This is a genomic window from Bacteroidota bacterium, assembly GCA_016715425.1.
In the GTDB taxonomy this organism is placed as follows: domain Bacteria; phylum Bacteroidota; class Bacteroidia; order Chitinophagales; family BACL12; genus JADKAC01.
Genome location: JADKAC010000002.1, coordinates 221,244 through 242,500, shown reverse-complemented (window position 1 = coordinate 242,500; position 21,257 = coordinate 221,244). Strand labels below are relative to the sequence as shown.

Annotated in this window: 10 protein-coding genes and 2 rRNA genes (1 of these 12 only partly in view); 6 read left to right on the top strand and 6 right to left on the bottom strand. The window is 38.2% G+C overall.

Features of this window, described 5'->3' with window-relative positions; translation table 11 throughout:
• The 4 genes from IPN31_02900 to IPN31_02885 form a co-directional block, all read left to right on the top strand.
• Positions 1 to 1,926 (top strand): 23S ribosomal RNA (locus IPN31_02900) (it extends 955 nt beyond the left edge of the window).
• Positions 1,927 to 1,997: 71 nt separating this feature from the next.
• Positions 1,998 to 2,107: ribosomal RNA gene (gene rrf / locus IPN31_02895) — 5S ribosomal RNA — on the top strand.
• Between the two features lie 1,231 nt (positions 2,108 to 3,338).
• Entirely contained in the window at positions 3,339 to 4,331 is a 993-nt protein-coding gene (locus IPN31_02890; GenBank protein ID MBK8680852.1) for a hypothetical protein, read from the top strand.
• 528 nt (positions 4,332 to 4,859) lie between these two features.
• Entirely contained in the window at positions 4,860 to 5,765 is a 906-nt protein-coding gene (locus tag IPN31_02885; protein ID MBK8680851.1) for a T9SS type A sorting domain-containing protein, read from the top strand.
• Positions 5,766 to 5,991: 226 nt separating this feature from the next.
• Here the strand turns inward: IPN31_02885 and IPN31_02880 are convergent, their stop codons facing one another.
• From IPN31_02880 to IPN31_02855, 6 genes are all read right to left on the bottom strand, one after another.
• Positions 5,992 to 6,462 (bottom strand): transposase, encoded by a 471-nt coding sequence (locus IPN31_02880; protein MBK8680850.1) that lies wholly within the window; start codon positions 6,460 to 6,462, stop codon positions 5,992 to 5,994.
• A 4-nt stretch (positions 6,463 to 6,466) separates the two neighbouring features.
• Positions 6,467 to 7,357 carry a transposase gene (locus IPN31_02875; protein MBK8680849.1) on the bottom strand — a complete coding sequence of 297 codons (891 nt, stop codon included), beginning with the start codon at positions 7,355 to 7,357 and terminating at the stop codon, positions 6,467 to 6,469.
• Positions 7,332 to 7,637, bottom strand: a complete 306-nt coding sequence (locus tag IPN31_02870; protein MBK8680848.1) for a hypothetical protein — start codon at positions 7,635 to 7,637, stop codon at positions 7,332 to 7,334. Before IPN31_02870 ends, IPN31_02875 begins: the two co-directional genes overlap by 26 nt.
• Before the next feature lie 564 nt (positions 7,638 to 8,201).
• Positions 8,202 to 12,296: a PKD domain-containing protein gene (locus IPN31_02865; protein ID MBK8680847.1), complete on the bottom strand. Its 4,095-nt coding sequence runs from the start codon at positions 12,294 to 12,296 to the stop codon at positions 8,202 to 8,204.
• Positions 12,297 to 12,349: 53 nt separating this feature from the next.
• Positions 12,350 to 16,822 carry a PKD domain-containing protein gene (locus tag IPN31_02860; GenBank protein MBK8680846.1) on the bottom strand — a complete coding sequence of 1,491 codons (4,473 nt, stop codon included), beginning with the start codon at positions 16,820 to 16,822 and terminating at the stop codon, positions 12,350 to 12,352.
• Complete coding sequence (locus tag IPN31_02855) at positions 16,780 to 18,408, bottom strand: PKD domain-containing protein (protein ID MBK8680845.1); 1,629 nt, start codon at positions 18,406 to 18,408, stop codon at positions 16,780 to 16,782. Before IPN31_02855 ends, IPN31_02860 begins: the two co-directional genes overlap by 43 nt.
• Before the next feature lie 477 nt (positions 18,409 to 18,885).
• On the opposite strand from IPN31_02855, the gene IPN31_02850 reads away from it, so the two are divergent.
• On the top strand, positions 18,886 to 20,430 hold the full coding sequence (locus IPN31_02850; protein MBK8680844.1) for a YifB family Mg chelatase-like AAA ATPase: 1,545 nt from the start codon (positions 18,886 to 18,888) through the stop codon (positions 20,428 to 20,430).
• Positions 20,431 to 20,448: 18 nt separating this feature from the next.
• The gene (locus tag IPN31_02845; GenBank protein MBK8680843.1) at positions 20,449 to 21,219 is read left to right on the top strand and encodes an FkbM family methyltransferase; all 771 of its coding nucleotides are present in this window, start codon (positions 20,449 to 20,451) and stop codon (positions 21,217 to 21,219) included.
• Positions 21,220 to 21,257 lie beyond the last annotated feature (38 nt).

The window sequence follows — 21,257 nt, the reverse complement described above, 5'->3', positions numbered from 1 at the left end:
ATCCGGGAGTGAGGCCCAGGGTGCTAAGGTCATGGGCCGAGAGGGAAATAACCCAGACCATCAGCTAAGGTCCCTAAATTCATGCTAAGTTGATCAAACGTTGTCTGATTGCTATAACAGCTAGGATGTTTGCTTGGAAGCAGCAATTCATTTAAAGAGTGCGTAACAGCTCACTAGTCGAGTGATCGGGCGCGGAAAATAATCGGGCATAAAGCATGATACCGAAGCTATGGATTCAATTGTTTGACAATTGAGTGGTAGGGGAGCATTCCAGTTGCATTGAAGGTGTAGCGTGAGCTATGTTGGAGCGGCTGGAAAAGCAAATGTAGGCATAAGTAACGATAAACCGGGTGAAAAACCCGGTCGCCGATAGACTAAGGTTTCCTGATCAATGCTAATCAGATCAGGGTTAGTCGGGTCCTAAGGCTAAGCCGAAAGGTGACGTCGATGGACATACAGTTAATATTCTGTAACCAGCATTTATTGTGATGGGGTGACGGAGAAGCGTAAGGTCTGCGCACGGACGGAAGTGTGCGTTAAAGGGTGTAGGTATATCTGCTGTTGGCAAATCCGCAGCGGGTGCTGAAACCCGACAGTACCACAAACCTTCGGGGGAGTGGATAATGACCCTAAGCCGGCTTCCAAGAAAAACCCTAAACTTCAGATAGATGCTGCCCGTACCGCAAACCGACACAGGTAGTCAAGAAGAATATTCTAAGGCGCTCGAGTGAACCGTGGCTAAGGAACTCGGCAAATTAACCCTGTAACTTCGGGATAAAGGGTCCCCGCAGCAATGCGGGGCGCAGTGAAATGGCTCAGGCGACTGTTTAGCAAAAACACAGGACTCTGCTAAATCGAAAGATGATGTATAGGGTCTGACACCTGCCCGGTGCTGGAAGGTTAAGGAAGGGGGTCAGCCGCAAGGCGAAGCTCTCAACTGAAGCCCCAGTAAACGGCGGCCGTAACTATAACGGTCCTAAGGTAGCGAAATTCCTTGTCGGGTAAGTTCCGACCTGCACGAATGGTGTAACGATCTGAGCACTGTCTCGGCCACGAGCTCGGTGAAATTGAAGTATCGGTGAAGATACCGATTACCCGCAACGGGACGAAAAGACCCCGTGCACCTTCACTACAACTTTGCATTGATTTCGGTTAAACGATGTGTAGGATAGCTGGGAGACTATGAAGCTGTGGCGCTAGCCATGGTGGAGTCAACGTTGAAATACCAGCCTTTGTTTGATTGGACTCTAACCCCTTTACGGGGAGACAGTGCATGGTGGGTAGTTTGACTGGGGTGGTCGCCTCCAAAAGAGTAACGGAGGCTTTCAAAGGTACCCTCAGCACGCTTGGTAACCGTGCTTCGAGTGCAATAGCAGAAGGGTGCTTGACTGGGAGACATACAAGTCGATCAGGGTCGAAAGACGGATATAGTGATCCGGTGGTTCCGCATGGAAGGGCCATCGCTCAAAGGATAAAAGGTACGCCGGGGATAACAGGCTGATCTCCCCAAGAGCTCATATCGACGGGGAGGTTTGGCACCTCGATGTCGGCTCGTCGCATCCTGGGGCTGGAGAAGGTCCCAAGGGTTGGGCTGTTCGCCCATTAAAGCGGCACGTGAGCTGGGTTCAGAACGTCGCAAGACAGTTCGGTCTCTATCTGTTGTGGGCGTTAGAGATTTGAGAGGACCTGACACTAGTACGAGAGGACCGTGTTGGACGAACCTCTAGTGAACCTGTTGTGACGCCAGTCGCAGCGCAGGGTAGCTATGTTCGGTAAGGATAAGTGCTGAAAGCATCTAAGCACGAAGCCTACCTCAAGATGAGATCTCTTTTAAGGGTCGTGGTAGACCACCACGTTGATAGGCTGCAGGTGTAAAGGTGGTAACATCAAAGCCAAGCAGTACTAATTACCCGTAAGCTTTCATTTTTCTTTTTACTAATTACACTCAAACTTTATTGTCAATTTTATTTACATCACGTTAGTCGTGATAAAGAGTCTATGGTGGCTATAGCGAGGGTGTCCACCTCTTCCCATTCCGAACAGAGAAGTTAAGCCCCTCAGCGCAGATGGTACTGGAGTATTCCGGGAGAGTATGTCGCCGCCGAGTTTTATAACCCCAGCAGAAATGCTGGGGTTTTTTTGGGGGGTTATTTGGAGGGCAGTGGGCAGAGGGCGAAGGGCTTGTTTTGTAGAATCGTAGAACTGGAGAACTGGAGAATTGTAGAATTGAAATGTTGTCGAACTGTCGAATCGTGTAATCGTGTATTCGTAAAAAAAGCGATGGCGATGGGCGCAGGGGAAAGGGCGAAGGGTTTGTTTTGTATATTCGTAGAACTGGAGAATTGTAGAATTGGAGAATTGTAGAATTGAAATGTTGTCGAACTGTCGAATCGTGTAATCGTGTATTCGTAAAAAAAGCGATGGCGATGGGTGCAGGGGAAAGGGCGAAGGGTTTGTTTTGTATATTCGTAGAACTGGAGAATTGTAGAATTGGAGAATTGTAGAATTGAAATGTTGTCGAACTGTCGAATCGTGTAATCGTGTAGGCGGAAAAAGCGATGGCGATGGCTGATGGAGATAAAGGTATAGGGAGTTGGGTGAAGGGCCAGTTTGGGACTATTGAGACTGTTGAGACAATGTTGTTGGCGGTGGATGGAGTTTTGGGTTAGTGATTGGGGTTATGGAAAGGGTTTATTGGTATTTTATCTTGAAAGAAATGCGTTCTGCATTTGAAGGAATGAATTTTACTTTAAAGTATTTTATTCAGGGATTAAAGTAAATGCGTTTTTAATGATTGCAATTAATCATTGCATCAAAGAAATAGAGTCATGCATTTAAGTGATTGATCATTGCACCAAAGCAATTGTGTTTTACATTAAAGCAATTGAATATTTCATCAAAATAATTAGGTTCTGCATTTAAGCGATTGATCATTGCACCAAAGCAATTGTGTTTTACATTACAGCAATTGATCATTACACCAAAACAATTGTGTTTTACATCGAAACAAATGCGTTCTGCATTAAAGCAATAGAGGGTTATTGACAAACAATTAATGATTGTTATTAAGCAATTAAAGATTGTTATTAAGCAATTAAAGATTGATGTAAAGCAATTGAAGTTTGTAGTTAAGCAATTGAGGATTATGGTTAAGCAATTGAGGTTAATGCTTTCAAAGTTGCAGAGAGAGGGGGCTGGAAGGCCTGTTAATGCTGCAAAATTGATATTATGTGGGAAAAAGACTTAATTTAGTTTTACGCCGAGTCCTTTTCAAGTGACTCGCTGAGACTGGAATTGACTCGGCTGAGACTGGAATAACTTAATTTATTTATAAAGAGTTGTTTTCAAGTGGCTCGGCTGAGAATGCAATCTTTATTTTGTGGTTTTGGGGAGGGGTATTAATTGTTCATTTTAAAATAAATTTAATTATGAATAAGCAACAAGAGGCTAAAAGAAGTATGTTGATTGCAGTGAGGGACTATCTGAATACGGAAATTGCGGTTTGGACGGGTAGTGTGGGGATGACGAATGCGGTGAATGCACTGACTGCGCATATTGATCAGATAGATGTGTATAGTTTGGGGCAGCAGCAGGATACGAAGGGTGCTTCGGGGAATAAGTTGATAAAGCGAAATGTGCTGGTGGCTAAAACTAAAATGGTGGCGGATGGGCTTAGTGCGCTGGGAAATGCTACCGGGGATTGGACGTTGGCGGGACAGGCAATGATGACGAAAACGAAGCTTGTGAGATTGCAGGATACTTTGCTGGGTGATGTGGCATTGTCGATTTTTAATCTTGGGAATGCGAATGCGGCTGCGGTGGCTGATTATAATGTGAGTGGGGCGGATATTGCTGCGCTGGGAACGGCCAGAACGGCATATATGCAAGGGATTGAGAGGCCAAAGAATTTGATTAGTGCGAGAAAGACAAATACAAGTGGGCTGAATAGTGAGATTTTGGCGGCGATGAGGTTGTTAGAGAATGTGCTGGATATGCTGGTGAGGACATATACTGAGAGTGCGCCGAATTTTGTGTTGGCATATTTTAATAATAGGGTGATTTTTGATGCGGGGAAGCGGACAATTGCTGTTCGGTTTCATGTGGTGGAGGCGGCTGGTGGTACGGCATTGGGGCTGGTGAATATAGTGGTGATGCCAGGTGATATTAAAAAACGAACTACGGGTAAGGGTAATTGTCAGATTCAATTTTTGAAGTCGGGGACTTATACTGCGAGTTTTAACAGGCCGGGTTATTTGGATAAGCAGGTGACTTTTTATGTGACGGCGGGAGTGATGACGAGGGTGGAAGTGGGGATGGAGGGGGTGGGGTGAGGGCGTAGGGCAGAGGGCGAAGGGCGAAGGGCAGAGGGCAAAGGGCAAAGGGCAAAGGGCAAAGGGCAAAGGGCAGAGGGCAAAGGGCAGAAGGCAGAGGGCAAAGGGTAAAAAAAGCGATGGCGATGGCTGATGGCGAGAAAAGCAGAGGGCGAAGGGCAGAGGGCAGAGGGCAGAGGGCAGAGGGCAGAGGGCAGAGGGCAGAGGGCAAAGGGTAAAAAAAGCGATGGCGATGGCTGATGGCGAGAAAAGCAGAGGGCAAAGGGCAGAGGGCGAAGGGCAGAGGGCAGAGGGCAGAGGGCAGAGGGCGAAGGGTACTATATTTGTAGGATTATAGGATTGTAGGATTGGAAATTCGAAGGGCAGAGGGCAAAGGGCAGAGGGCAGAGGGCAGAGGGCAGAGGGCAAAGGGCAGAGGGCAGAGGGCAGGGACAGTTTGGGACGAGGTGGGACAGGTGGTGGTTTTTAAGGTGGTTTAGTTTTAAAATTGTAGAATTGTGTAGCTAAAAAAGCATTAAATTAAAGTGAATGAAAAGTGTGTTTGGAATATTTATTTTATTGTTTGGGCAACTGGTTTTAGTAGCTCAATCTCCGGATTGGGAGGCGTATTTATTAGTGGATCAAACATGGAATGGGAATACGGATACGATATGGTTTGGGGTGGATTATGATGCTACGAATGGTTTTGATTCTGAATGGGATGTAATGGATTCTGCTTTCAATTATCCGCTGGCAATGCGTTTGCAAAATGGGCAGGTGCAAGCGGATAGTAATACTTGTGCTGCTAATATGCGGAGGGATATTAAAGCTTTTTCTCCTGAGGTTACCTGGGATGTGTTTGTGAAAGCGGATACGTTTGATGGTGAGGATATAAATCCGCCGTATGATTCATTATTGTTTCTCTGCTGGGATACTGCGCAGTTTAATTATAGTGATGGGCAGTATTTTTTGAATTATGCATTTATAAGAACAACTACAGGATATATAGGGGGTATTGATGGAGATGGATTCTGTTTGTCTTCTAATAGTAGTTTCTGCGATTTCGAAGCCGGAGGCTTATCTATAAAAGTACCTATTATTTATGTAGGTATTCAACCACCGGAATATAATAGTTCGTTTTGCGCAACGGAAGAATATATTTTCAAGTTTACGCTGCATGTTGCATTCGATGATTTGTTGAGCATTAATTCTAATGCAAATTCAGATATTGAATTTATTAATCAAACAAATAATAGAATATTACAAATTCAAAATAACAGTGATGGGTGGATTCGCATTGAGGTGTATGGTTTAAATGGAAGTAAATTATTTAGTGCTAGTTCTTATGAAAAGAGTTACAGTTTTAATTATAGTGCTTTTACGAAAGGGTTGTTTTTTGTGCAGGTGGTGGATGAGGATGGGGTTGGGTATGGGTTTTCGGTGGTGAATTATTGAGGGGAAGCGATGGCTTAAGGCGAAGGCGATGGCTGAGGGTAATTGTTGAATTGTTTAATCGTGGAATTGTCTGAATCACGCCTGCCTGCCGGCAGGCAGGGATTAAATAGATTACACGGATAACACGGATTTTTAAATGATTTAATTATTTCTTTACTTTTTGCCTTGAAGCAAAAAGTAACAAAAAATTCAAGGCTGTATAAAAGCCTGCCTGACGGCAGTCCGTCTAAAAACCTCCGTTAAATTTTAAAAATACTAATTCCGGTTTTCTATAACTTATTAAATGTGATTTAATCAGTTTATTGAAATGATTTTTTATAAAAATAATTTCTGTGCTGAAAAAAATAATTCGGTATATCGAAGCTAAATTCGTTTGCAGAGGTGCAAATAATAAAATGAGTTTCTTCATTAAGTATCTAAACAATTCTTTCTTATCAATTATATTAAATAACCTGCGTAAATTAAATGCGATGAGCATAAGTCCTACATCAGCACTTGCCCGTTTAATTCCCCGCTTAGTAGTGATGTAATAGAAGCCCCATTGCCTTTTTATTATGCCATATGGGTGCTCTACTATTTCTTGCCGTTTGCGATATAAACCTGCATTGTTCTGGATATTAATTTTATTTTGATCAACATAATTTTGATATTCACTTCTTTCTATTACACGACCTCTACTTCCTGTATTTTTGTGCAGTTATTTAATGCAGGACATTCATTGCATGCCGTAGTTTTAAAGCGCTGCATAAGTATAGGTTCGGTGTGCTTTCTGCCCCGTGCATTTCTGTCTTTTTATACCAGTTGCCGTTTGTTTTTAGTACTTGATTTTGCGGACAAGTGTAAGTATGTTGTACTGCGTCGTAGATAAATTCTGAAACATTGTATGCAGGTTCTGGAATCATAGATGCGGAAGATTTATCAGGTATAGCCACGAGTGTTTCAATACCCATTTCACAAGCTGTTTTTAATTCGCTACCGGCGTGATATCCTTTATCATACAGTGCTGTAATATCATTTGTTTTTAAAATTGTTTTCGCCCTGCGCAGCATACCACCCATCGCTTTATTGTCATTAGTGTTGGTGACTTTATAATCAATAATTAATTTGTTTTTAGCATCCACTGTTGTCTGCACATTGTAAGCAACTTCTATGATGTCATTACGGGTAATCATCTGCCGGCTGTCGGGGTCGCTCAGCGATATTTGTAGCTCGCCAGTTTGTTTTAATTGATCGGTAAGTGCATGATAAAATTCTTTTCTGTTTTCGTGTTTTGAAATTTGTTGTTCTATTATTTTTTGATTCTCTTGTTGTACATCATCTTTATCATCATCAGCCTGACGAAGCGCATCTGTATATTCAGCAAGTTTGTTATCTATGTATTGCAGATGGCGTTCAATTTTCTTTTGGTTGAAATTGTTTTTCTTACTGTTTTGAGCACGCAGTTTTGTGCTGTCGCCGGCAATTAATTTACCGCCGATTAAATCAAATTCTTTTGCAATGCTTACGGTGTATCTGAAAACTTTGCGAATAGCTTTTTCATTATCTCTGCGGAAGTTTGAAATTGTATTATGATCTGGCACAAGTTGTTTCATAAGCCACATTACTTCGATGTTGCGTCTGCACTCTTTTCCAACACTCTTGATGAGCGCATGCTGTTGAGATAACCGTAAATAAAAGTTTAAGCAAATCCTTTGGATTGTATGCAGGGCGACCTTCAGTATTTAGTTTCTGCACGAAACCAAAATCTTCTATTATAATGCTCTCTGCAAATAAATCAATTAAACGAACTTCATTATCAAAGCTGATAATTTGATCTAAACTTTCATTAAACAATACGGCCTGATTCCTATTTGTTCCTTGTATGTATTGCATATATAAAATTGCAAATCATAACTTATAAATTGAAGTTACTATTCAACAAAAATGTGTGGGTAGTTTTTAGACAGTTTGACGGCAGGCAGGCAAGCAACAAAACTTGCAGTTGTCTTTTTGCATGAAAAGAATAAGGTCAGCCGAGTTAAAGTTGGTTTGGGGTGATTATTAAAATTGTGGTAATATCAGATTTTTAAATTCTAAGTTGTGGCTGACTGGATTCTTTTCTTCGCAGCTCTCACGCACAAAAGCCAACTTTGTTTTGTAAGCAAGCTTTTATAATGCCTTTTTTGCTCCGATGGAAGGGTAGGGATTTTTCATGTTTTGTTTTCATGCAGAGATCCTTATGTATGGTTGGGATTATAAATTTGGTGAGTGAGTTCTTAAATTTTTTTTTTTTAAAATTTATTTAAAAATATCTTCTTCTTCAACTATGATTATTTGAAGTTTGGGTTTCAAATTTATTTCTATTAAGGCTGGGAGCAGGAGCATTATTGTTAGTGAAAAAGTTATCATGATAATTTATTTAAATAGTTAATCAATTTATTAATGAAATTTATTTTGTTATTTAACGAGGGTTATATTTCCGGAATTAATAAATACTTCTCCATCGAAACAAGAGCCTTGGATTGAATATACATATACACCGGGATCGCAAAGTGTGCCATTGTAAGTGCCATCCCAAGAACCAAATAAATCTGTTGATTCGAACATTAATCGTCCCCAACGATCATACACTCTGAAGTAAGATAATACCTGAATTGCATCTGACTGATAATGGAATTCATCATTGAAACCATCATTATTTGGAGATAATAAATTTGGCAAACCAAGATATTGTCCGCAATCATATCCCAATCTTAAATACACAGAATCCATTGCGATACAATTATTTTCATCTACCACAGTAATAAAATATGTAGCATCGGATGGCGGTGTTGCATTTGTGTTTTGACAATCGCTGCAAGCTAAATATTCTGTTGGTGTCCAACTATAGGTAAATGGTCCATTACCCGATGCAGCGGAAGTTAAACTAAATGTTTGTCCGTAATATGCATTCATAGTATCGTTAGCTACAACAGTGGGCAAAGAATTTACAACGATGGTTACATCTTCATAATCAACAAGGTCACCACAAGTGGCGGAAACAGTATATGTAATTGTATTCAGCGGAGTTGAAACAGGATTGCTTACAAGAGTACTGGATAAATAATCACCATTTAACCAAACCACAGAAACTGGTAAATCATCTGCTTCATATTGACTATAAATTTGAACCGATTCGCCAATACAAATTGCAGTATCCGGCCAGGCATTTAATTCCAAATCGGTTAACACATTTACCAAAACAGAATCTACATCCGAACAAAATGCATTTGAATATTCCAGATACACCATTGTAGAAGTTGGGAAAGTTCCGAGTGGTTGAGCAACGGAATTATTTACAAATAATCCGGCAGGCGACCATAAATAATTTGTTCCACCGGAACTTGCAGAGCCATCTAAAAGTAATGCAGTGCCCGGGCAAATATTTTCATTTAATCCTGCTATTGCATTTGGTGTTTGAGTTACAGTAATAACTGCAGAAGTAGAATCCAGACAGCCCCATGAATTTGAAGTAATTAATGTAATCCAATAATCACCCGCTGTGGTAAGATTAAATAATATAGAATCCATAGTTGAGCCGGAATACATTGCAGTTCCATTTACCTGAATAGTATAATTATCAATTGGATTAATTAATAAATCCGCAATCGTATCAATACTTAAATTAATAATGAAAATTTCATCACCCGAACAGAAAGGCATAGTATCACTCAGTGCCATAATTGCATCGGGAGAATAACTTACAATTAAAGAATCTTCAGCATCTAATTCAGCAGAACATCCGGTGGTATTCAGTAACATAATTTCAGGAGAATATACTCCCGGAGTGTTATAGAAATAATTAATTGAAGAGCCCGCAACATAAATAATTTCAGTGCCGGTATTCAAAAATAAACTATCGGCAGTGGAAGAAATTATATTAAACGTAGTTAATAAAGTACCGCATCCCACCACAGGTTCAACATCAAAAACTGCGGTCGGGATAGCGGCTATAGATAAAGGAATATTATGGCTGGATACACATCCAAGACTATTGGTTACAGTTAACTCGATTGTGAATAATCCGTCGCTTGCATAAATATGATTTATAGAATCAAGGGATGAAGCAGTATAAGCAATTGCACCATCACCATAATCAAGATAAATATCAGTTATCGGCGCATCAATTGTATCCGTTGAAGAATTATAAATTGTAATTGATTCACCGGCACAAATGGAAGAATCAGATAAATACATATTGGCAACCGGAGGAGCTGCAACATGAATAGGATCTGTTTCAGTTAATACAACTGTGCAGCCATTATTATTTATAAGGGTTAATTCAGGAATGTAAGTTCCGGAAGAAGTAAAAGTATGCATCACATCATCCGTAGTTACTGTTCCGCTACCATCACCAAAATTTATGTATGCAGAGTCAGCGATTAATCCACTGATTTCAAAAAGCACATCCAAAGGATAGCAACCTGAGATGGGAAGAAAATCTATTACAGCTTCAGGAATTTCATTGACAATAATTTCTTTAGTAATTAAATCATCACAACCAAGATTATTTTCTACTGAAAGAGTAATTATAAAATCACCGGTTGAAGAATAGTTATGTGTGAGAGAAGTGAAAGTTGCAGAAGTAGAAATAGTGCCATCACCAAAATCAATTGTGTAAGAAATGATTGGAGAGAGGGTTGTATCCCAAGCATTGTTTGTGATTTCAATTGGTTCCCCAAAACAAATTGTAGAATCAGTAATAGTGAAATCTGCGATTGGAGTTATTCCAACATTAATATCATCAGAAACAATTACATCGAAAGCACAACCATTTGCATTTAATAAAGTAACAGTTGGAGAGAATGTTCCGGCGTCAACATAAGTATAAGTTACATCACCGGTAACAGTATCCATATTTCCATCACCGAAAGAAATAATAATTTCATCAGCGGCAATTGCATCAAAATCAAAAATGATATCGAGAGGTAAACAACCTTCGAGTGGATCGAGTGCAAGAGTTGCAAAAGGCATTTCACCAACAGTAATATTTTTAGAAATTATATCATCGCAACCTAAATTATTTTCTACTGAAAGAGTAATAGAATAATCACCTGTTGTTGAATAATTATGTGTGAGCGAAGTGAAAGTTGCAGAAGTAGAAATAGTTCCATCACCAAAATCAATTGTGTAAGAAATGATTGGAGAGAGGGTTGTATCCCAAGCATTGTTTGTGATTTCAATTGGTTCCCCAAAACAAATTGTAGAATCAGTAATAGTGAAATCTGCGATTGGAGTTATTCCAACATTAATATCATCAGAAACAATTACATCGAAAGCACAACCATTTGCATTTAATAAAGTAACAGTTGGAGAGAATGTTCCGGCGTCAACATAAGTATAAGTTACATCACCGGTAACAGTATCCATATTTCCATCACCGAAAGAAATAATAATTTCATCAGCGGCAATTGCATCAAAATCAAAAATGATATCGAGAGGTAAACAACCTTCGAGTGGATCGAGAGCAAGAGTTGCGAAAGGCATTTCGCCGACAGTAATATTTTTAGAAATTATATCATCGCAACCTAAATTATTTTCTACTGAAAGAGTAATAGAATAATCACCGGTTGTTGAATAATTATGTGTGAGCGAAGTGAATGTTGCAGAAGTAGAAATAGAACCATCACCAAAATCAATTGTGTAAGAAATGATTGGTGAGAGGGTTGTATCCCAAGCATTATTTGTTATTTCAATTGGTTCTCCAAAACAAATTGTAGAATCAGTAATAGTGAAATCTGCGATTGGAGTGATACCGACATTTATTGCATCAGAAACAATAACATCGAAAGCGCAGCCATTTGCATTTAATAATGAAACAGTTGGAGAGAAAATTCCGGCATCAACATAAGTATAAGTTATATCACCGGTAACGGTATCCATAATTCCATCACCGAAAGAAATAATTATTTCATCAGCAGCAATTGCATCAAAATCAAAAGTGATATCAAGTGGTAAACAACCTTCTAAAGGATCGAGAGCAAGAGTTGCAAAAGGCATTTCGCCGACAGTAATATTTTTAGAAATTATATCATCGCAACCTAAATTATTTTCTACTGAAAGAGTAATAGAATAATCACCTGTTGTTGAATAATTATGTGTGAGCGAAGTGAAAGTTGCAGAAGTAGAAATAGTTCCATCACCAAAATCAATTGTGTAAGAAATGATTGGAGAGAGGGTTGTATCCCAAGCATTGTTTGTGATTTCAATTGGTTCCCCAAAACAAATTGTAGAATCAGTAATAGTGAAATCAGCGATTGGAGTTATTCCAACATTTATATCATCCGAAACAATTACATCGAAAGCACAACCATTTGCATTTAGTAAAGAAACGGTTGGAGAGAATATTCCGGCATCAACATAAGTATAAGTTATATCATCTGAAACTGTATCAATATTTCCATCACCGAAAGAAATTATTATTTCATCGGCGGCAATTGCATCAAAATCAAAAGTGATGTTGAGAGGTAAACAACCTTCAAGTGGATCGAGAGCAAGAGTTGCAAAAGGCATTTCACCAACAGTAATATTTTTAGAAATAATATCACCACAACCATAATTATTTTCTACTCCATTGTAATTATAAAATCTCCAGTCGAAGAATAATTATGTGTAAGAGAAGTGAAAGTTGCAGAAGTAGAAACGGAACCATCGCCAAAATCAATTGTGTAAGAAATGATTGGTGAGAGGGTTGTATCCCAAGCATTATTTGTTATTTCAATTGGTTCTCCAAAACAAATTGTAGAATCAGTGATTGTGAAATCGGCGATTGGAGTTATTCCGACATTAATTGCGTCAGAAACATTTACATCGAATGCGCAACCATTTGCATTTAATAAAGAAACAGTTGGAGAGAATGTTCCGGCGTCAACATAAGTATAAGTTACATCACCGGTAACAGTATCCATATTTCCATCACCGAAAGAAATAATAATTTCATCAGCGGCAATTGCATCAAAATCGAAAGTAATATCGAGAGGCAAACAACCTTCAAGTGGATCGAGAGCAAGAGTTGCAAAAGGCATTTCACCAACAGTAATATTTTTAGAAATAATATCACCACAACCATAATTATTTTCTACTTCCATTGTAATTATAAAATCTCCAGTCGAAGAATAATTATGTGTAAGAGAAGTGAAAGTTGCAGAAGTAGAAACAGTGCCATCACCAAAATCAATTGTGTAAGAAGTGATAGGAGATAATGTTGTGTCCCATGCGTTGTTTGTTATTTCAATATCATCACCAAAACAAATTGTAGAATCAGTAATAGTGAAATCTGCGATTGGAGTTATTCCAACATTAATTGCGTCAGAAACATTTACATCGAATGCGCAACCATTTGCATTTAATAAAGAAACAGTTGGAGAGAATGTTCCGGCGTCAACATAAGTATAAGTTACATCACCAGAAACAGTATCCATATTTCCATCACCGAAAGAAATAATAATTTCATCAGCGGCAATTGCATCAAAATCGAAAGTAATATCGAGAGGCAAACAACCTTCAAGTGGATCGAGAGCAAGAGTTGCAAAAGGCATTTCACCAACAGTAATATTTTTAGAAATTATATCACCACAACCAAGATTATTTTCTACTGCCATTGTAATTATAAAATCTCCAGTTGAAGAATAATTATGTGTAAGAGAAGTGAAAGTTGCAGAAGTAGAAACGGAACCATCGCCAAAATCAATTGTGTAAGAAATGATTGGTGAGAGGGTTGTATCCCAAGCATTATTTGTTATTTCAATTGGTTCTCCAAAACAAATTGTAGAATCGGTGATTGTGAAATCAGCGATTGGAGTTATTCCTGCTTCGACCACATCAAATGCAATTGAATCAAAACAACCCGCATTATTTGAAATTAAAAGATAAGGTTCAAAACTTCCTGCGGTGGAATAAATATGCGAAGTGTCGCCGGTAATTGTATCCATCAATCCATCACCGTAATACAATAGCATTTCATCTGCTGTTACAATATCTAAATCAAAATCTACATCGAAAGGAATACATCCTGTAATTGGTAAAAGACTAAATGTTGCAAGCGGAATATCAAACACTTCTACAGCATGAATTATAGTATCACGACAACCTGCAGAGTTTTGTGCAATCACGGTTATGTTATAAGTGCCCGGACTTGCATAAGTATACTCAAGCGTATCAAAATCTGCAATTACATCCACAGTGCCATCGCCATATTTTATAGCATAAGATGTTATTGGAGAAACGATAGTATCAAAAGAAGTATTGATAATTGAAACCGGTGTGGAGATACAAATTGTGGTATCTGAAATTATAAAACCTGCTGTTGGTATTAATTCAACATCAATAGTTTCATAGGTTAAAACAGTGGTACAACCATTTGCATTATTCAGATAAAATATTGGTGTAAAATCGCCGGGATTTAAATATGTATAAACAATACTTGAAGTAATAGTATCAGAATTTCCATCACCAAAATCTATGATTGCTTCATCCGCTATTAAATCATCAACATCAAAATTTACTTCAAGCGGAACACAACCTTCTAAAGGAGAAATATTCAATGCACCTACAGGTAATTGATCTGCATAAGTATTAAAAATTAAAGTGTCTGAACAACCCGCAGAATTCTCAACAATAAAAGTGGAGACATAAGAACCATCGGTAGTAAATGCATGATATACAGTATCCATTACGTCAGAAGAATATGGAGTGGAACCATCACCAAAATCTAAAGTGTAATTTGTAATAAGACTGAAAGAAGTATCACTACTATTATTTATAAAAATTAATTGTTCACCTGAGCAAGCAATTGTATCGGGAATAATTAATCCGGCAGTAGGAGGAAAATACACATGAACCGCATCAGCAAATTCTATTTCAACAGCACATGCACTTCCGTTAATTAAAGTAAGCGTAGGATGAAAAATTCCAAAGGTTGTGTAAGTGTGAGAAATATCACCCGCAATAGTATCTATGATTCCATCACCATAATCAAGTATTGCAACATCAGCAATTAAATCAGTAATTGTAAAGTTTACATCCAATGGATAGCAACCACTAATGGGTGAAATATCAGCACCGGCTTCCGGTTCAGAGAACACATTTATTTCATATTGAATAGTATCACTACAAGCCACATCACTCATCGTAAATACATTCAATACATAAGTGCCTGAAGTGGAGTATGTATAAGTTAAAGAATCAAAACTCGCTAACGGAATTACAGGAGAGCCATCACCATAATCCACTAAATAACCTTCAATCGGATTTAATGGAGAACCAATACTTGCATTGTAAATAGTTAGAATTTCACCAAGACATAAACCGGTATCAGAAACAGTGATATCAATATCATGAGTTTGATAAATTGTAATTGAAGAATCACATGCAATTTGGAAAGAACATCCGGAGGCATCAATCAAAATTAAAGTAGGGCAATACACACCTTCTTCGGCGTAATTGTATGTTGCATCACCAGTAACTAGAATTGTATCACCATCACCAAAATCTACATACGTTAAGTCTGCGGTTAAATCACTAAAATCAAAAGTGATTTCTGCCGGAGTACAATCCATCATAGGTGTATATTCCATTGTGCCTGTAGGTCCGGGAATGTATAATGCGTTTTCAATTGTTAATGTATCAATACAACCTGTTGCGCCAGTAACATAAATGGAAACATCATAGTCACCCGGTAAAGTATAAGTGAGAATAATGGTATCAAGTGTATAAGTATAAATTCCGGTTTCTCTTTCTACATCCCACCAGAAATCAATATAATCACCTGTTGAAGTATTGGCGAGTTGTATTGGAATTGGCGGACATGCAGAAGCTGTTAAATAAGTAACATCAAAGCCAGCATAAATACTGTCGAGTACTACATTTATATTTTGCACTTGGACATCGCTACAACCAAACGCATCACTAACAGTTAAGCTCACTGTATAAGCGCCAGCAATAGCATAAGGATGCAATGCAGAAAAGTCTGTTGAAGTAAATCCATCACCAAAATCCCAAGTAACATCAGTGATATCCCCAGTAGAAGTATTTGAAAAGTATAAGGGCTCAGTTGAATTACATGCAAGTTCATCAGCAATAAAACTTGCAATCACATCACTCACCACATCTATTTCTTCGGTATAAGAAAATTCGCAACCACCATTGTCGGTAATTGTAAGAGTTACACTATGAGTACCTGTAGCAAATGTGCAAGGCGGTGGACTAATTCCAAAATAAGTTGGGCAAGTTCCACCGCTGAAATTCCATTCGTAACTTTCTATAGAAATATCACCACCAGCATCATCAATTAATGTAGAGGCATCACTTACATAAACAGTAAACGGACTACAACCAACAATCGAATCAATATTAAATAATGCAACTGCACCACTAATAATTATAGTATCCATTGAAGAATACACACAACCATTCACATCATTAATTGTCATTTCAATTGGATAGGCATCTTCTTCCGGAAAAGTATAATTGAAAAAACTTGTATCAGTAATTACATCAGTAAAACCGGAAATAGAAGAAGGACCAATATTCCAAGTATAAGTTAATTCAGAAGGGAAGTCGGGAGCAACATTTGAAGCAATACTATATTCAAAACTTCCACAACCACCGACAGTATTTATATCGAAAGAAAAATCATTATCAGGTACAAGAGAGCTAAAGGTTTGGACTAATTCACAGCCTTCATATTCAATTGGGTCAAGAGTTGTGATTTCACCACTGTATGTTCCTGGCCTGGGATAGGTATAACTCACCGCAACTTGATTGCAAAACACATCACCCGAACCGAAGTCCCAGCAAAAATCTCCGGTTACCACACTGGTGTCAACCACATAATAAAATTCGAGAGGGTTGTCGCAATTCCATGTTGTAGTGACGATAGTTATAACAGGCAGAATTGTAATTGTATCCACCCAAGTAGATATACAACCACGGTCTTCAGCAATTAAAGTAATAATATATGTAGCTGTATCCGCTGCCGGATACACATGTGAAGTATCTAATGTACCGGGTATAAAAAACTTGTAGTGCCATCTCCCCAATCAATAGTTGTTTCATCTGCACCAAAAGATAAATTATCAATTTCTACCGGATTACATGTAGGGTCATCATCATTGATAATTTCAAAATATGCAACCTCATTTCCTAAAGTAATATAGAGATTACTTGTTTTCGGACAACCATCAACCGTATATAAAGTCATAGTTACATTATAGGTTCCTGCAACCATAAACCAATGATTGTGGGAGCCTAAAGAATAAGTGGTATCTATTGTTCCATCGCCGTAATTCCAAACATAATAGGATAACGGAACATAGGTGGAAGAACTAGTATTCGTAAATGTTACTTTTAAAGGCGCACATCCTTCAATAGGTGTTGCAGAAAATGCATTAGTCGGTTTCTTGATTTTTATAAAACCGATAAAGGTGTAAAAAACAGAACATCCATTTGCATCTGTAATGGTGAGCGAAACTGTATAATTTATATAATCATTATAGGTAAATGTAGCAGCAGAATCTGTAGAAGTCATGCCACCGGATTCCCATAAAAAAGTATAAGGGCCAGTACCCGTAAGGCCAAGCGGAGTAAGTGTAGTGACAAATGGAATTTCGCAACCTGTTGAATCGCTCGCTGCTATTCCTGTTATGGCAGGTCTCGGAACTACTTGAATGGTATCTTGATGATATGCAGTACATCCACCGGGATAAGTTACGGTAAGTCTGATTATGCGCATACCCGCAGCAACAAATTCAGCAACCGGATTTTCTTCTGTGCTTGTTGCCAGCGCTGTTGGATAATTAAATTGCCAGTAATAAGAAACTGCACCGGGATCTGAAAGATTAATAAAGCTTGCAGTAGATGCCAGACAAACTGTATCGTCAGACATGCTGAAATCTACTTCCGGACAAGAAATTTCTATATAGTCATCATAGGAATTTGTAAGTGAACAACCATTAGCATCTGTAACTGTGTAGGTGATATCATATGTGCCGCAATCAGAATAATTTACTACAGAAGAAGGAAGAATAGAGCTAGTGCCGTTGCCATAATCCCAACTGTAAGTGTAAGGAGCTGTGCCTTCAGAAGTAATAGCTAAAATTGTTGGAGCTATTGCAAGGCCACACGAAAAAATAGAACCTGTGCTGGAAATAGCACTTTCAACAGGTGCAAGTGTAGTTACAGGTACGGTAACATTATCACTACATCCATTTGCATCCGTAACAAATAGAATTACATTGAATGTATTTTCCGAAGTAAAAGTCTTTATCGGATTGGACAATGCACTAAAAGTGGCATCATCAAAATCCCACAATTTCGATGTAATAGGAGCACTGCCAGCCACAGAGGTATTCGTGAAATTTACCACCATTTGATTACATAAATCAGGGATAGTGTAAGTGAAGTTTGCATCCGGCGGAGTTACCACAGTGATATATGCAGTTTTTGTTTCTACATCACTTCCTGTTCCGGCAACACTTGTTGTTAGTGTTACACTGTAAGTTCCCGGAGTATAATAATAAACTGTTGGGTTTGCTTCAGTTAAGGAAGAAGCGAAGCCACTGGGGAAACTCCACAGATAAGTAGGACTGGAACCTGCGGGATATGTACTGAGATTGGTAAATATCACCGGAACTCCGGGCAGACCACTAAGTCATCCGCCACAAAGTCCGCTGTAACCTGCGCCTGTATTGTGCCTATTGATGCTGACAATAGAAAAAATAGGCCTGTCCATAGATTCTTAAACTTGTTCATCGTACTCCAGTATTCGATATTTGGGACAACGAAAATGAGCTATAAATACAGCTAATTTGTAATCTTGATTCTTTTATCTGTGACTGTAAAAATTATTACGTAGAATTAGTAAGCTAGAGTGATATGCTGATATAGATTATTTATTATAATATTTTACTTAGAGTAATCTGAATAATTGTATTGTTTATCTACTTTTTAATCGTTCCTTTAAAATTAGGATTTGTAGCAATTCTTGTTCTGATATTTAATTGAGTGCCGTGACTTCATAAATGGAAATTTTATTTTATTTTAATTCTGAATCTAATGTCCTTGCAAATTTTCCTTTTGGTAAGTTTGCTTTAATCTTTTCAATATGTTAGTTAAAACCTTTGGAAGCACTGTTCAGGGTGTGAATGCAGTTACGGTTACCATCGAAGTAAATACCGGTGGTGGTGGTGAGTTGAAAGGATATATTGTGGGATTGCCTGATAATGCAGTTAAAGAAAGCTGGCAAAGAATTCAAACTGCTATTCGTCACAATGGTTTTTATATGCCTCGCACTAACGTGGTAATTAATCTTGCACCTGCCGATATCAGAAAGGAAGGTACCTCATTCGATTTGCCTATGGCTATCGGAATTTTAGGTGCAACAGGCCAGATAAATGAAGAGTCGCTGGAAAAAGTAATGTTTCTCGGCGAGCTTTCTTTGGATGGAACCATACTTCCGGCGAAAGGTGCTTTGCCAATTGCTATTCAGGCTAGAGAAGAAGGATTTACAAAATTAATATTACCGGAATCTAATGCCCGGGAAGCCGCCATTGTAAATAATATAGAAGTGTATGGCGCCACTCAATTAAAAGATGTGGTTGGATTTTTAGGTACTGGAACAGGATTGGAACAAGTGATTGTAAATACTCGGGAAGAGTTTGCTTACAGTATCGGTAATTCTGATTTAGATTTCTCTGATGTGAAAGGTCAGGAAAATATTAAACGAGCTTTGGAGATTGCTGCTTCCGGAGGGCATAATGCAATTTTAATAGGACCACCGGGTGCCGGTAAAACAATGCTGGCAAAAAGGCTTCCCACCATTTTGCCACCACTCACTTTACATGAAGCTCTTGAGACCACAAAAATTCATTCAGTTGCTGGTAAGTTGCCGGGTAATTCTTCCTTATTATATATCCGGCCTTTTCGTTCGCCGCATCATACGGTGAGTGATGTCGCTTTAGTAGGTGGAGGTAATAATCCGCAGCCTGGTGAAATTTCTTTAGCACATAATGGAGTATTGTTTTTAGATGAACTTCCCGAGTTTAAAAGAAACGTGTTAGAGGTATTGCGGCAACCAATGGAGGATAGGAAAGTTACTATCAGTCGTGCGAGATTTTCGGTAGAATATCCCGCCAGTTTTATGCTTGTTGCTAGTATGAATCCTTGCCCTTGCGGATATTATAATCATCCAGAAAAAGATTGTGTTTGTGCACCGGGTGTAGTTCAAAAATATTTGAACCGCATATCAGGACCTTTATTAGACAGAATAGATTTACATGTGGAAGTAACACCTGTTCCGGTTCGGGAATTATCTTCTGTGATTTTATCTGAGCCAAGTGCAAATATTCGTGAACGTGTGATTAAAGCAAGAGAAATTCAAGAATTGCGATTTAAAGATTTTCCCGATGTGCATTGCAATGCGCAGATGAGTACTAAAATGGCAAAGGAAGTTTGTATCATAAATAATGTTGGACAAAACTTGCTTACAAAAGCAATGGATAAACTTGGACTTTCTGCAAGAGCCTATGATAGAATTTTAAAGGTGTCAAGAACAATTGCTGACCTTGCAGGCAGTGATGAAATTTTACCTGAACATATCGCCGAAGCAATTCAATACAGAAGTTTGGATAGAGATAGCTGGGCGAATTAATTATAGAATAATTTATCAATGAAAAGAAAAAGTGTTGTAAAGCAATTTTTATTCAAACACTTAAAGTTTGAAACCTATTTATTAATTCTCAGCAAATTATATTTTATTTCTTACCGACTCGGAATATTAAAATTCTCCAAGGCTTACACTTATCACTATGCATTAAAACAATTTATTAAATCAGGTGATACCGTAATTGATATTGGTGCCAATTTAGGATACTACTCCGTATTGTTTTCAAGATGGGTAAAATCATCAGGGAAAGTTTTTGCTGTTGAACCTGTGATTCCTGTTTTTAATACTTTGAAAAAAAATACTTCAGGACTTGGAAATATTACTCTACTAAATTTTGCTTTAGGCGATGAAAATAAATCTATTAGAATGGCAAATGAAAGCAAAGAGAAGTATGGATATATTACAACAGGAACACACTTCGTTTATTCTGATTCACACACACAAGCAACAAACATTGATTCCTTAGTATTTTTTAATGCAGAAATGAGAAAGGGGAGTGAGGTGTTTAATGAATTAGAAAATATTGATTTTATTAAATGTGATGTAGAAGGTTTTGAATTGGTGATATTGGATGATATTAAATTACTTATTCAAAAATTTAAACCGTCGATGCTCATCGAAACTTCTGAGGAATCCCGACAAAACGTTTTGGAATTTATGCATGCATTAGGGTATCAATCTTATGTAATTTTAAAAAACAAATTGGTTAATTACTCTGAAGGTAATTTACCCACTCCCGATATTTTATTTCTGCCTATCGGCAATAAAAAATAATTTCGCTTGTTTATGCTAAAAAGAAACAATTTATAAGC